This is a genomic window from Rhodococcus sp. A14 (assembly GCF_011603105.1).
Lineage (GTDB): Bacteria > Actinomycetota > Actinomycetes > Mycobacteriales > Mycobacteriaceae > Rhodococcus_F > Rhodococcus_F opacus.
In genome coordinates this window covers 59,039-73,426 of sequence record NZ_JAAOQS010000034.1, presented here as the reverse complement: position 1 = coordinate 73,426, position 14,388 = coordinate 59,039, and the positions used below count along the sequence as shown (strand labels likewise).

Below are 14,388 nucleotides of genomic sequence, written 5' to 3'. Positions count from 1 at the left end.
GAGCTGTCCGTTCGGGGAGGGGGAGGGGCGAAATAGTTTTTTGACAGGTCCGTCAAACAACTGGGCCGAGTGTCACAGATCACGTCGGCTAGTGTCAACGGCATGGCGCGACCGAACACTCAGAAGCAGCGGCGTTCCGAGCTCATCGAGGCGACACTCCAGGCGGGATCCGCGCACGGGCTCAGGTCGCTGTCCCTGACCGATGTCGCGAAGCGCGCGGGCCTGACGCGCGGCGCGCTGCTCTACTACTTCGACGATCTGGATTCGCTTCTCGTCGAGGCCCACCGGGCGGGCACCGAGCGCTACTGTGACCTGCGCGACGAGGCGGTGGCCGCGCAGTCGTCGTACGCCGCCAAGCTGCGGACGGCCATCGACGCCGGGCTGCCGAGCGGTCCCGACGACACCCTGATGCGGCTGTTGTACGAATTCGACTTCATGACAGGCACTTCGGCGCTGCACGACGAACTTGTCCAGAAGATGTATCTGCGTCAGTTCGCGACGTACCGCGCCATCCTCGGCGACGGGCACGCGGCGGGGGAGTTCACCGTGCGCGGCGACATCGACCAGGCGGCAATGAATCTGGTGGCCCTCGAGGACGCCTACGGGCTGCACATCGTCGGGGGAAACAGTCTCATCACCGTCGATGCCGCGCGCACGGCGATGCTGGGGTTCTGTGAGCAGATCGGCTGCGGCGTCACGGAAGACGCCGCAGCCGAACGGGACTGACCGGGCCGGCTGCGTCGGCTACGCCGGGTGGCTGCCTGCCACCTCCGCTTCGTGGCGCACCGAGCCGGCCACCACGGTCAGCTGCACCCGCGCGGTGAGGAGGGAATCGGCGCCGGCGGTGAACGGATCACCGTCGAGGACCACGAAGTCGGCGGCCTTGCCCGTGACGAGTTGACCGGTGAGGTCGTCCCAGCGGCACGAGTAGGCGGCGTCGCGGGTGGCGTGCGCGAGCGCGTCGGCCATCGGCAGTGCGTACTCGGGCAGGTTGGGTGCGAGCGCCGGATCGATCGCGGACTTGCGCGTCGTCGCGATGTACATGTTGGGCAGCGGGGGATGCGGCGCCGTGGGGGCGTCGGACCCCAGCGCGAGGACGGCGCCCGCGGCGGTCATCTCGGGCCACGGGAACGCCCGCTCGACCCGATGGTCGCCCAGCATCGCCCGCCAGTTGTCCTGGATCGCCGGATCGGCATGGACCGGCTGCATCGACGCGACGACGCCGAGGCGCGCAAGCCGCTGCACGTTGTCCTTCGTGATCGTCTCCAGGTGCTCCATCCGGTGCCGACGCGGTCGAATCCCGTTGGCGGCGATCGCCTTTTCGAGCGCGGCGAGCGCGATCTCCGACGCCTCGTCGCCGATCGCGTGCAGCGCCACCTGTAGGCCGGCGGCATCCGCTGCGACGACCACCGGTGCCAGCGAGGCGAGATCCCAGATCGGTTCGGCGTTCGTGCCGTCCGAGTACGGCTCCTTCATCGCCGCGGTGCAGCTGTCGATGCCGCCGTCGATGATGATCTTGATCCCGGCCATCCGCAGCCACGGACCCTGCAGTCGCCGGTGGTGCTCCACCGCCTCGTGCACCTGGCGGACGTTGTCCTCGTCCGAATCGGTTCGTTCGATCAGCCAGTGCCCGGCCACCCGGAGCGGCAGCGTCTCCCCGCCGGCGGCCAGTGCGCGTTCGAGCGCCTCGAGTTCGTCCGCGCCGAGCGCCATGTCGACCGCTCCGGTGACGCCGTCCGCGAGATACTGCTCGAACGCCGCCGCGAGGGCGACATCCCGCTCGGTGTCGCTGACCAGCTTCGCGAGGGCGGGCCACACGATCTGGGTCACCGCCGTCTCGTAGAGCATGCCGGTGGCCTCGCCGGTGACGGGGTCGCGCTCGATCCGGCCGCCGATCGGGTCGGGAGTGTCCGCGTCGATGCCGAGTTCGCGGAGCGCGGCCGTGTTCACCCACGCCGAGTGCACATCGTTGGAATCGAGGTACACGGGACGGTCGGCCTCGGCCGCGTCGATCATCTGCCGGGTCGGCGGGTGCCCGTCGAGTGCCGAAAACAGCCAGCTGCGTCCCAGGAGCCGGGGTGCGTCCGGGTTCTCGGCGGCGAATCGGCGGATGCGGTCCTGGATGTCGTTCAGATCGGCGGCGCTTTGCAGGTCCACCTTCTGGAGGGCCTGGCCCATCATCAGCAGGTGGGTGTGGGCGTCGATGAAGCCGGGCAGGACGAAGGCCCCGCCGAGTTCGACGACGCGGGCGTCGCCGGACAGCGTGTCGGCGGTCGCGGTGTCGCCGACGTAGGTGAGGCGATCGCCCTCGACGATCATCGACTCGGCCCAGGCGGGTTCGGCGGCGGTGAAGATCCGGCCGCCGCGGTAGTGGGTCGTCGTGTCGGTGTTCATGGTGTTCTCTCTTTCCGTCAGACGACGACCGAAGTGGTGTACCGGGCAGTGGGGTCCTGTCCGGGTGACGCGGAGGCCCGCTCGGTGCGCGTCGACAGGCGGGCGATCGACACGATCGGGACGAGCAGGACGAGGCTGATGCCCGCCAGGACGAAGCCGAACGCGACGTAGCCGACTGCGCCGGTCACGAGGGTGCCGAAGAGCGGGGCGAATGCGGACCCCACCAGATACGTCCCGAGGAGCGGGGCGGACCAGCGGCCGGATGGGTCCAGCGCGGCCGCGATGGCCACCACGTAGATGAAGGCCGCGGCGTACACCGTGTTCCAGGCGATGATGAGCACCAGATACGTCGTCGAATCGGTGGCCAGGCACGAGCCCAGTTTGAGGGCCGCGCCGAGCACGAGGAGGACGGCGGTGGGGACGGTGCGTCCGAGGCGTGACCCGAGCGCGGTCAGGACGAGGGCGGCGCCGATGCCGCCCGCGGTGGAGAGGCTGAGGGCCAGACCCATCTGCTGTTCCGTCAGGGCGGCGTGTTCGGCGCCCATGATGCCGGACACCGCCCACAACGAGTCCTCGCCGATCGCCCAGATCGCGAAGAGCACGAGCAGGGTGAAGCCGGCAACGGCCAGTTGCCTCTCGGTGACGCCCTCGGGCAACGGGGTTGGTGTGTGCGCGGTGCTCGCCGAGTCGTCCTCGACGGCGGGGGCGGACGGCAACCAGCTGATCGTGAAGACCGTCGCCAGCGCCAGTACCGCGACGATCCCGAAGGCATTGGTCATGTGCAGGCCGAGGATCGGGATCAGTGCCAGTATTCCGGTGACCGCGGTGCGGTTGACGAGCCCGTTGATCCCGGACACCCGGTTCGGATTGTTCAGCGCGGCCAGAGCCGCCCCGCCGACCGCGACCGCGCCACCGGCACCGATCCCGCCGACGATGATCGCGACGCACGCGATCGGGGCCGAGTGGACGGTGGCGGCGACGGCGAATCCCGCGGCCATCACGACGAGGCTGACGCGGCCGAGCAGGTGGCGCGAGCGCCCCGCCGCCCACCGGGTCGTCGCGAGGCAGACGAGTGCGGTGGCCAGCAGGGAGCCGGTGAGGACGGCGCCGGCGACGGTCTGGGTGATGCCGAGATCGTCCACCATCGCGATGATCATGAGCGGGATCAGATTGGCCGTGATGTAGCCGACGACGAAGACGCTGAACGTGGCGATACCTCGGCCGAGTGTCAGTGGGACGCGGACGGCGATGGTCACGTGGGATTCCTGGGGTGGGTCAACGACAACTCCGTGTCTCGGGTGGCGCCCGCGTGAGACGTGGGTCACTTAGCGAATGGGATTCGTTAAGTATGCGGAGGGCGCGTCCCGTACGCAAGGGGTCAAACGAACTCAATTCGTTAATGTTGGGTTTCGGCGTTGCCCGAGGGTCGACGTCTGACACAATGGAGTAGTCGTCCGTGCTCCGCTGGCCAATTTGTCCAGCGCTATCCCGATCCCGACCGGTCAGGGTGGCACGGACCCGACCGCAATGCGCAGGAGCCGACATGACCGTTCCCGTTCGCTGGATGTTGTCCCAGCCGGACCTGGCTCTCGAGCTGAAGGGTGGCGCCGCCGGTCTCGGCAACGAGATCACATTCGCCCACACCACCGAACTGCAGGACCCCTTCCGGTGGCTCTCCGGCGGAGAATTACTCCTCACCACCGGCATCCGGCTTCCGCTGACCGCCGCCGACCGGGCCCGATACCTGCGCGGCCTCGGTGAAGCCGGGGTGGCGGCGGTCGGGTTCGGCACCGGTCTCTCGCATCCGGAGGTCCCCGAGGACCTCGTGGCCGTCGCCGACGAGATCGGGCTGCCGCTGCTCGAGGTGCCGTTGCCGACACCCTTCGCGGCCGTGGTCAAGCGGGTCATGAACCGACTCGCGGAGCAGGAGTACGAGGCGGTGCTGCGCGCGTCCCGGGCCCAACCGCGGATGACCCGCGCCGTCATCCAGGGCGGCACCGGCGCCACCGTGCGCGAGCTGGCCGTCGCAACGTCGGCCACCGTCCTGCTCCTCGACCTGTCCGGCCGGGTGCTGGAGTCCCATCCGGCGCAGCCGGCGGAGGATGTGATCGGGGAACTGCGGGAAGTGCTGGAGGCGGGCACCGGCGGGGCATCGAGCAGCGTGTCACTGGCACGGTCGGGCGCGTCGATCACCGTGCAGCAGATCAGCGTCGGCAGCACACCGCACGGGCACCTCGCCGTGATCAGCCCCACCGCGCTCAGCCACGTCGACCAGATTCTGCTCGGTCACGCGAACTCGTTGCTCGCGCTGGATTTCGAGAAGCCGGTGCGGCTCCGGACCGCACAGAACCGGCTCAACTCGCACGCCCTCGGCCTGCTGCTCACCGAGGACCGCGACCTCGCGCCCGCCTGGTCGCAGATCCGGCACGCCGCAGACGCGGACGGGATGGTCCGTGGACTCACGGTCGTGGCCGAGACACCGGCACTCGCGGAACGGGTGGAGTCGGCGGTCGCGGTCGCCATGAACAAGGCCGGGCGGCAACTCTTCTCGCGCCGTCACGACACGCGGGTCACCGTTCTGCTGCGGGGCACCGACGACGTGGACTTCGCGCGGGCGATGCTACGCGGACTGTCCGGGCCGGCGCGGAAGGCGATCCGTGCGGGGCTGAGCGGGAAGCGGGAGGTCGCCGGTCTGGTGGCGGCCATCGAACAGTCCCAGCTCGCCGCGTCGGCCGCCGAGGCCGGGGCCGAGCCGTTGGAGTTCGCGGCGCTGACCGGTAGCGCGCTGCTCGCCTTCAGCTCGACGCGGGAGGTGCTGAACTCCCTGGCGGACACGATGATCGCGCCGATCGACGACTACGACCGCACCAACGGCACGGAACTGCTGGGATCGCTGCGGGCGTTCCTCGAGGCGAACGGGCACTGGGAGTCGGCGGCCGCGGCGATGGGCGTGCACCGGCACACCCTGCGCAGCCGCATGGCGCGGATCGAGTCGTTGATCGACTGCAGGCTGGACGTGGCGCGGGTGCGCGCCGAACTGCTGCTCGCGATCATCGCCCGGCAGTCGTGACTGCCAGGCGATGATCGGACGGGATTACTTCCCGAGGCGGGCGACGATGTCCGCGGCGGTGCGCTGACCCATCCGCACGGCGCCGTCCACGTGCTGGTAGCCCTCGGCGGCGATGTCCGAGCAGGAGAAGTGGAACGGTCCGACCGGCGTCCGCGTGTCCTTGCCGTACCGGTGCAGGCCGCCGAGGTCGAAGCTCGCGGCGTACGCGCCCCGGGTCCATTCCTCGGAGCCCCAGTCGGACTCGTAGTAGACGACCGGCTCGGCAGCCTTCGGTCCGAGGTAGCGGGCGAGCGAACCGAGGATGGTGGCCCGACGCTCCTCTTCACTCAGTTCGAACATGGCGTCGGCCTTCTCGTCCGACACGAACGCGACGAGGGTTCCCCGGCTGTCCTCGTAGTTGGTGTTGTCGTACACCTCCTGGACGACCTCGGACGCGCCGAATCCGGTGCCGGCGAGACCGTCTTCACGCCAGAACGGGGTCTCGTACACGGCGTGCACCTTGATGACGAGTCCCAGCGACTGGTGCTGGTGCATCTGGTGCTGGCGGCGCGGCAGCGGCGGGTCGTAGGAGATGCGGGAGTACAGGTTCGGCGGGACGGCGAGCACGACGCGGGACGCCTCCACGCGAATGTCCCCGTCCGCCAGCACGACTGCACCGTCCTCGCTCCACTGGACGGTGCGCACCGGCGCGTTCAGGAAGACGTCGTCGCCGAGGGCGGCCGCCATCCGGATCGACACCTGCTGCATGCCGCCGATGACGCGCTTGTCGAGGATGAAGTCCTCGTCCACCAGGTGCGAGAACGATCCGGCGGACGCGGCCATGAGCACGGCCTGCAGCGCGGAGAACGAGTGTGCGGGCTTGGTCAGCATGCCGCCTGCGATGAACAGGCCGATGTTGTCGCGGGCCTCGGCGTCGTCGGACTGCTCGATCAGCCAGTGCTTGAACGAGATCGTGTCCAGTTCGCGGGCCAGCGGGTGCGCCCAGGGCTCCTCGGCGCCGACCTGCGCGGCGAGGTCATCGAGGATCTGGATCAGCCGGTCCATCTCCTTACGGGTCGTCTCGTCGACGGGGAAGGATTCGCCGGTGTAGCGGGTGCGTTCGCCGGCGGCGGAGATGTAGACGGACTCACCCTCGCGGTACCGGTCGAACGTCTCGAGTCCGAGTTCGTCGAGCAGGGAGATGAGCGTCGTCTGGTCGGGGGAGACCCACTGGCCGCCGATCTCCAGCATCGCGCCGTCGATGGTGTCGGTCCAGGTCCGGCCACCCACGCGGTCGCGCGCCTCCAGGACCGCGACGGACAGCCCCGCCTTGCGCAGCGCGGTGGCTGCGGCCAGGCCGGACGGGCCGGCGCCGACGATGGCGACATCACGTTGGAGAGTAGGCACTTTCGAGCTCCTTTGGTTGAAGTGCTGACGGGTTCGTGAAATGTGGTTCGGTAGGGCATGTCTCCCAATCCCCGTTTCGGCGCTCCTGGCGCCCAATCGCCGCCCTGCTGCGTTGTCGTCGGCGCCGATACAACAGCGGTATCGGCTTCTCCTCCGCCTTGCCGGACGACGATTGTTTCGCCAGGTGCATCCGAGAGAGATTGGGAGACACGCCCTAACAGCGGGTGAGCGCGAGTGACAGTTCGGCATCGATGACGCAGATGCTCGAGTTGTCCACGCGGTCGTGGCTCCGCAGCTCGCCGAGCATCTGTGCCAGGCGGTCCGCGGCGGTGGTGTGTTCGGTCAGCCAGGCGGCGACGGCGTCGGCGGCGGACGTCGCGGGCGAGGCGTCGCGCAACACCAGTCCGATCAGGCCGTGCCAGTGCTCCTGCAGGTTGTCGACGAGGACGGCTCCCGCCATGGCCTCCCAGTAGGCGGTCCCGGTCTCGCCGACGGAGAACCGTTCCGACAGCCAGTCGAGGCCCACCACCCGGCCGAATTCGCGGTACGTCTCGGCGACCTGGGTGATCGGCAGGTCGAGCGACTGCGCGGTGGTCTCCAGGGCGAAGCCCTGCGCCAGGATCCGCAGCGTGCCCAGGTCCTGGGCGGGCACACCGGTGAGGCGCGGCAGTGCGGCGGCGAGTTCCTGGACCGGCTTCGCGAAGCGCTCGATCAGCGCCTGCGCATCCGTGCCGGCGGTGCGATGCCGCAGCAGCCACGACGTGGTGCGCTCGATCAGGTCCTGGATGCCGAAGTGCAGGTTCAGCCGGGTCCGGTGGGATGCGCCGGGCAGGGTGAGGACCTCGTTCCACAGGCGGTCGATGTCGAACACCTGCCGCACCACCGCGTACGCGACGGTGATCTCGGGGGTGCCGACGCCGAGCCGCTCCTCGAGGCGGTGGATCAGGCCGGGGCCGACACGGTCGATCATGTCGCCGGCCACGATGACGGCCACGATCTCCCGGGCGAGCCGGTGACCGCTGATCTGCTGGGGGACGCGTTCGCGGATGGATGCCGGGAAGTAGTCGGCGAGAACACCGTCGAACACGGCATCGTCGAGCACGGGGGAGGCGAGCAGTTCGGTGACGACGAGGTTCTTCGACTGTGCGAGCAGAACCGCGATCTCCGGCCGGACCAGTCCCTGGCCCGCGCGGTGCCGCGCCGACAGTTCCGCCGCCGACGGCAGGACCTCCGCGGACCGGCTGATCCCGGCGTCCCGCTCGAGGTTCTCGATCAGCCGCTCGTGGCGTCCGAGCAGGAACGGTGCGTGGACCTCGGCGAGGCTGATGGCGAGGGTCTGGGAGGCGGCGTCGGCGAGCACCGATTCGCCGATCTCGTCCTGGACGCGGGCGAGCAGCGTGTTCCGTTCCTCGGCGGGGAGTTCGCCGGCCGCCACGGCCGCGTCCAGCGCGACCTTCAGGTTCACTTCCCGATCCGACGTGGCGACCCCGGTGGCGTTGTCGATGAAGTCGGCATTGATCCGGCCGCCGTTCAGCGCGTACTCGATGCGGGCGCGCTGCGTGAGGCCGAGGTTGCCGCCCTCACCGATCACCGCGGCGCGCACATCGCTCGCCGCCACCCGGACGGCGTCGTTGGCCGGGTCGGCGGCGTCGGCGTGCCCCTCGGCGGAAGCCTTGACGTACGTTCCGATTCCGCCGTTCCACAGCAGATCCACGTCCGCGGTCAGCAGCGCCTTCACCACCTCGTGGGGCGGGAGTTCGGTGGCGGTGACGCCGAGGCGTTCACGCACCTGCGGCGACAGCGGGATCTTCTTCGCCGTCCGCGGCCACACGCCGCCGCCCGCCGACACGAGGCTCCGGTCGTAGTCGTCCCAGCTGCTGCCGGGCACGGACGCGAGGCGCTCGCGCTCCCGGTAGGACGCCTCGGAATCCGGTTCGGGATCGAGGAAGATGTGCCGGTGGTCGAACGCGCCGACCAACCGGATGGCGCGGCTGAGCAGCATCCCGTTGCCGAACACGTCGCCGGACATGTCGCCGATGCCGACCACCGTGAACGCGTCGGTGTCGACGTTCTTGCCCATCTCGGCGAAATGCCTGCGGACGGAGACCCATCCGCCGCGCGCCGTGATGCCCATCGCCTTGTGGTCGTAGCCGGCGGAGCCGCCGGACGCGAACGCGTCGCCTAGCCAGAAGTCGCGACGCGTCGCGATGCTGTTGGCCAGGTCGGAGAATCGGGCCGTGCCCTTGTCGGCGGCCACCACCAGATAGGGGTCGGCGTCGTCGTAGATCACCGTGTCGCGGGGGTGGACCACCTCGCCGTCGACGATGTCGTCGGTGACGTCGAGCAGTCCGTCGATGAAACTCGTGTATGCCGCGCGGACCGCGTCGGGCGTCGTCTCGGTGCGCACCACGAACGCGCCCTTCGCGCCCATCGGAACGATCAGCGAGTTCTTCACGTGCTGTGTCTTCATCAGACCCAGAACCTCGGTGCGGAAATCGTCCTTGCGGTCCGACCACCGCAGGCCGCCGCGCGAGACCGGACCGCTGCGGACGTGGCTGCCCTCGACGATCGGCGAGTGCACGAAAATCTCGCGGTACGGGGTCACGGCCGCGGACAGCGACAGCAGCGACGGGTCGATCTTGAACGCGGCGGGGGCGGCGCTGATCGTGCGGTCGTGCTGGAACCAGTTGGTGCGCAGCACCGCCGACGTGAACGACAGCAGGCCGCGGAGTAGACGGTCCTCGTCCATTGTCGCGGTGCGGTCGATCGCGTCGAGCAGCACGCGCTCCGCGTCCGCGACGGCGCTGTCACGGTCGGGGCCGGCGACAGCGGGATCGAAACGGGCGGTGAACAGGTCGCGGAATCCGCGCACGAAATCGCTGTGCCGCAACAGGATCGCCACGATGTTGGGTTCCGACAGTCCCAGCCCCACCTGGCGGAGGTAGCGGCAAGCCGCCCGGACCAGGACGGCGTCCGTCCACGTCAGGTTCGCCGCGGCGACGAGGCGGGTGAATCCGTCGACCTCCAGATGTCCGGCGGCGGCGGCCTCGAACGCGTCGGACAGCAGGCCCGGAGTTTCGGCGTCCCAGGCGAAGTCGCCGGTGCTGAAGTCGAACCGGTGGACCAGCGGGCTGCCGGGCTCGCCCGCGAGCAGCTGTTCGTGGGACGCGACCCGCAACCCGAGGTCCGCGAACAGTGCGACCAACTCGGCGAGCAGCGGGGTGCCCTGCGGCCAGACCATGACGGCGGCCGGTTCGGGCAGTGCATCCGCGGTGTCGACGAATCGCAGCCGCGGAGTGGTCCCTCCGGACGCCAGGACCGCGCTCGACACGGCGGCCTCGTCCTGGCGTGGACGGGGTGTGTCGGTCGTGCTCGGAATGACACCGGTATAGCTCATCGTGTGGCTCCTGACCCCTGATCTGGCAAACGCGTGACTTGGGAACCAGTGTGTCGAGAAGAGACGCACGCCACATCCGACGAAGTGGAGCGTCGTACGGCGACGGACGCGACGTTTCGGAGCGTCTACGTAGATCTCACACTATCTGCCACTAGTATGGCGGACGCCTGAGATGTACGTGTGTCACGGCTACCGGTATCACCGTGCGGTGGTGTGGGTTTGACCGTGTCCCACACCGACGCTTGTGGTGCAGGAACACGCTGTTTCGGATTCACCTCCAACCGCTGTGTCACGTCAGGGAGGCTGCGGCGGACCCGGCGGTGCCGTGGTCTGCTCGGGGTGGGACCGTGCTTGTCCCGGCACTGGCGCACCAGTGCATGTTCGGCCGCCCGGACCGCGGGCATCTGCCCCCGCCGACGAGTGACGTTGTTCTTGCCGAGCAATGCGCGTTTGGCCAGGTTCACCCCCGCCACGTGGTCGCGGTTACCACCGACCCGGCAGCGAGGACACCACGCGTCGTGATAGCCGCCGGGGCGGGAGAGCGGTTCGTCGCAGCCCGGACACTGTGCGGAGGATCCTCGGGCGGGCACCGAGACCACCGTGATGCCGAGACCTGCGGCGGTGTGCGCGAGGGCCGCGACCGCTTTGCGGCGGGCGGACTGCGCGGCCCGGTTGTTGTTCACCCGTCCGTGTCCGCGGGTCTCGAGGGTGGTGAGATCCTCGACCGCGATCACCTGCGCGCCCGCGGCGGCGGCGTAGTCGGTGGCCTGACGGGCGAAGTCGAAGGCCAGTTCCCGGTTGATCCTGCCTCTCTTGGCACCTACCGCGGTGCGGTGCGCGTCGAGGACGACGATCTTCGCCTCCAGTTCGGCGCGCACCTCGGGTGGGGCGGTGGCGGACAGCCGTGTCAACCGGGCCGCCTTGGCGTGCAGCAGCTGCCCCTCCGCTTGCAGGCGCGCCAGTTTGATCCCGAGCCCGCGGTCGTCGTAGGTCCAACCCCGGAAGTTCGAGGACAACCCGCCGGAACCCTCTGCCACGATGGCGGCGGCACCCAGAGTGGTCGGGGACCAATCCACCCCCGCCGCGATCGTGGCCGATTCCAGGTCGGCTGCGGGGACGAGTTCGGTGGCCGCGCACCGCCACAGCAGGCCCCGGTGGTCGAGGACCAGGGTCGGCAGATGCCAGTCGGTGATCGCCCTGCCGTACAGATGCTCGGGGATGGCCGCGGTCAGCCGGACACTGCGCCACTGCGCCCGCCCGGCCGGGGTCGGGCAGGTCGGCAACTTCACCGTCAACACCAGCTCACGGTCTGCCACGGTGATCTGCGCGAGTTGCCGATCGGCGGCCGACAGTTGGGCCATCGCCGCCATCCGGGGTGGTCCCTGCAGGTCGGTGATCCGCAATCGGCCGGCCGGTACCCCGCCGTCCCTGCGTGAGCGTGCGACGAGCTGGCGTCGCACTCCTCGAGCGAAACCCGCCGGCACATAGTCCGCGGCGGCGGTGAGTGCCGTCAGCCGACCGGTAGCCGGATCGAACCGGGCCGACAGTGCCGCGATCGCGGCGTCCCGGTAGGCCAAGGTCCGCAGGGTCGCCATCACCTGCGCCGTCACCACCCGGGTCACCCGCGACGGCACATAGACCCCGTCCGGAAAGATCGGGTTCCAGCCGAGACGTGCCGCGGCGACGTGACCCTGCGTGGGCAACCTACGGTCCTGACGGTCACGACCGGCGGCAAGCACATCGAACGTCGCCGGCAGCCACAGCCGCGACACCAACTCGGCGCCGGCCGCGGTGATCAGGTCGAGCAGCCACCCCACCCAGGTGTCGACGTCGTCGAGGCCGATCGACTCGCCGGTCGCATCGTCGACCGCCGCATGGGCGCGGGTGGTCACCGAAAACTGCCGCGCCGCAATCTCAGTCCGACGATCCCCGCTGGTACTCATCGGTTATCGCGACCCCCACCGTGGTGAGGCGTCGCCCCGCCGCCTGCGCTGATTCCGCTGCGACCGCGGCCGGCGGCACCGCCGGGAAGCGACCCCAACAACACCCATGAAGTCATCCACCAGCTCCTTTACCAGCAAGGTGTCGCCCCGATCGCGCCCAACCCGGACAGTAAACCCCACCTACGACAACTAACGCTCGATCCACGCCACCGACGAACCCGGCCAACCGGTCTCGCCCGGTTTTCCAGCGATGACTCTTGCCCTGCGGAGCCCGGCACCCGGTAATACAGCGCCTCCACACGTTCCGGCGACACCGAACCCGACGCGGGCCTGCCCAGGTCAACGTCCAGATCCGCGAGATCAAATATCCGGTGCCCCGCACCGGTACGCCGAGACGGCAACCGGCCCTCGACGCCGCCTAACGCACCCCGCCACCGACATGCCCAGGTACTCCGGAGCCTCACCAATCCACCTGTCGCAGACAGTAATAGCTACTATGAGATAGTCACAGAAATTCGATCAACAGCGGGAAGCCTGTGAGTACTTGTTAACCGCGGGCGGTTAACAAGTACTCACAGCTCGCCAGGTGGAGATCGCTGCGGTGCCGAGCAGTCCGCCGGTGATCACGAAGATCGACGACGTGCCCGCGACCCCCGCCGCGGCGCCTGCGGCCAGCGGAATCAGTACCTGCCCGAGCCGGTTCCCGGTCAGGCGCAGCGACAACGCGGCGGCCCTGTTGGCAGCGGTGACGAGCCCTGCCACCCAGGTCATCGTCAGTGGTTGACCGATGCCCCAGAAGAATCCGGCCACGACGAGGAGCAGCGCCATCCCGACCGGGTCGGGCACGAATGGCAGCAGGGCGGTGGGCAGCGCCGAGCACAGCGTGGCGGAGATCAGCAGCTTCTGCCGCGACACCCGGGTGAGCAGCCACGGCAGGAACGCGCGTGACACGATCGACGCCGCGGTCCGCGCGGTCAGCAACAACGACACCAGCAGAACGCTGAAACCGAACTCGTGCCCGAGGACGGGGAGGTACGCGACGACGACGTCGACCGACGCCAGCACGATCAGACTGCTGAACACGGCCGGCCGCATCCCCGTCGTCGAGATCATGCTGAACACGGACTGCCGGTCGCCGGGCGACGGCGGCTCCGCTGCTTGCGGGCGTTCGCGTATCGGCCAGGCGAACGGGATCGTGGCCAGCGACACCGCCCCCATCACCGTCAACGCCAGAGTGGTTTCGACGGCGCCGCCGTCCGAGCTTCCCGTCACGATCAGTCCGACGAGCGGGACACCGATGGCCTGGCCGACCGAGACGCCGAGGGTCAATCCGGCGAAACCCCGATCCAGTTCACCGGGTGGGGAGAGGAGCGTGATGAATCCCTGCCCCGCGACGGTCACGAGGATCTGGCCGAACCCGAGGACGACATTGCCGAGCGCAAGGACGATCAGGTCGCCGCTCGCCGCAATCACCAGGACACCCAGTGCGGTCAGCAGCACACCGGTCCGCAGGACCGCGGCGGCGTGCCGCCGGTCCACGGCGCGTCCGATCCGGACCGTGACGAGCAGCGGTGCCAGCGAGAACAGGGCGGTGACGATCCCGATCGTGACGGCGTCGCCGCTGAGCGCGAGGACGCGGTAGGAGACGAGAACGCGGACAGCGTGATAGACGGCCTGGAGGAGAGCAGTGGCAATGCAGACGTTGCGGAACCAGTGCTTCACCAGGTCATCCGTTGATCACCCGGCGATCGCCGAGCGGCGCCTGCAACGGGACTTCGAGGGTGCCGAACACAGCGACGAGAATGCACATCTTGTCGGCGGCCTCCGGGAGGGTGCCGGTGCGCAGCGAGATCGTGACGGTGGTGTCGGTTTCGGTGACGGTCGCGTCGGCGCCGTAGCACTCCGGGGTTCCGGTGACGAAGTGGATCGCCACCTTGTTGCCGTCCGCGCGGGACCACGACTCGAACGGTGTCGGATTCGCCCGGACGATGTCAGGGCGCGACTCGAAGACGGTGCCGAATTCGTCGCCGGGCACTTCGGAGGGAATCGGCATTCCCGACGACGGATTGGTCGGGCTGGGATCCACTGCGGACGCGATCTCCGGGGGAATCGTCGGTTCGTCGGTGCTCGAACCGGACCCGCATCCGGCGAGGGCGAGGCAGGCCAGCACTGCGAGGGCGATTACGCGCATATGCCAC

Annotated in this window: 9 protein-coding genes; 2 read left to right on the top strand and 7 right to left on the bottom strand. The window is 69.2% G+C overall.

All coding sequences use genetic code 11. The annotated features are described in order from the left end of the window. Positions 1–102 precede the first annotated feature (102 nt). Positions 103–726 carry a TetR/AcrR family transcriptional regulator gene (locus tag G9373_RS19585; protein ID WP_183102198.1) on the top strand — a complete coding sequence of 208 codons (624 nt, stop codon included), beginning with the start codon at positions 103–105 and terminating at the stop codon, positions 724–726. An 18-nt stretch (positions 727–744) separates the two neighbouring features. Here G9373_RS19585 and G9373_RS19580 read toward each other — a convergent pair whose 3' ends face one another. After that, on the bottom strand, positions 745–2,394 hold the full coding sequence (locus G9373_RS19580; RefSeq protein ID WP_167116279.1) for an amidohydrolase: 1,650 nt from the start codon (positions 2,392–2,394) through the stop codon (positions 745–747). A gap of 17 nt (positions 2,395–2,411) precedes the next feature. After that, complete coding sequence (locus G9373_RS19575) at positions 2,412–3,650, bottom strand: MFS transporter (protein ID WP_167116276.1); 1,239 nt, start codon at positions 3,648–3,650, stop codon at positions 2,412–2,414. A 287-nt stretch (positions 3,651–3,937) separates the two neighbouring features. On the opposite strand from G9373_RS19575, the gene G9373_RS19570 reads away from it, so the two are divergent. Then, positions 3,938–5,464 (top strand): PucR family transcriptional regulator, encoded by a 1,527-nt coding sequence (locus tag G9373_RS19570; RefSeq protein WP_005259923.1) that lies wholly within the window; start codon positions 3,938–3,940, stop codon positions 5,462–5,464. Between the two features lie 24 nt (positions 5,465–5,488). Here G9373_RS19570 and G9373_RS19565 read toward each other — a convergent pair whose 3' ends face one another. The 5 genes from G9373_RS19565 to G9373_RS19545 all read right to left on the bottom strand — a co-directional run bounded on the left by G9373_RS19565 (position 5,489) and on the right by G9373_RS19545 (position 14,381). Then, the gene (locus G9373_RS19565; protein WP_120661294.1) at positions 5,489–6,892 is read right to left on the bottom strand and encodes an NAD(P)/FAD-dependent oxidoreductase; all 1,404 of its coding nucleotides are present in this window, start codon (positions 6,890–6,892) and stop codon (positions 5,489–5,491) included. A gap of 172 nt (positions 6,893–7,064) precedes the next feature. Then, positions 7,065–10,247, bottom strand: coding sequence for an NAD-glutamate dehydrogenase domain-containing protein (locus G9373_RS19560; RefSeq protein WP_167116273.1), 3,183 nt, complete (start codon positions 10,245–10,247; stop codon positions 7,065–7,067). Between the two features lie 125 nt (positions 10,248–10,372). Beyond that, complete coding sequence (locus tag G9373_RS19555; protein ID WP_167116270.1) at positions 10,373–12,190, bottom strand: zinc ribbon domain-containing protein; 1,818 nt, start codon at positions 12,188–12,190, stop codon at positions 10,373–10,375. A gap of 561 nt (positions 12,191–12,751) precedes the next feature. Next, positions 12,752–13,915 carry an MFS transporter gene (locus G9373_RS19550; protein ID WP_167116291.1) on the bottom strand — a complete coding sequence of 388 codons (1,164 nt, stop codon included), beginning with the start codon at positions 13,913–13,915 and terminating at the stop codon, positions 12,752–12,754. Position 13,916: 1 nt separating this feature from the next. Beyond that, on the bottom strand, positions 13,917–14,381 hold the full coding sequence (locus G9373_RS19545) for a hypothetical protein (RefSeq protein WP_005259920.1): 465 nt from the start codon (positions 14,379–14,381) through the stop codon (positions 13,917–13,919). Between the last annotated feature and the right edge of the window lie 7 nt (positions 14,382–14,388).

Bases quoted from the DNA above. Each gene is read 5' to 3' on its own strand.
- G9373_RS19555 (WP_167116270.1), bottom strand. From the start codon at position 12,190: ATGAGTACCAGCGGGGATCGTCGGACTGAGATTGCGGCGCGGCAGTTT.
- G9373_RS19545 (WP_005259920.1), bottom strand. From the start codon at position 14,381: ATGCGCGTAATCGCCCTCGCAGTGCTGGCCTGCCTCGCCCTCGCCGGA.
- G9373_RS19570 (WP_005259923.1), top strand. From the start codon at position 3,938: ATGACCGTTCCCGTTCGCTGGATGTTGTCCCAGCCGGACCTGGCTCTC.
- G9373_RS19580 (WP_167116279.1), bottom strand. From the start codon at position 2,394: ATGAACACCGACACGACGACCCACTACCGCGGCGGCCGGATCTTCACC.
- G9373_RS19585 (WP_183102198.1), top strand. From the start codon at position 103: ATGGCGCGACCGAACACTCAGAAGCAGCGGCGTTCCGAGCTCATCGAG.
- G9373_RS19560 (WP_167116273.1), bottom strand. From the start codon at position 10,247: ATGAGCTATACCGGTGTCATTCCGAGCACGACCGACACACCCCGTCCA.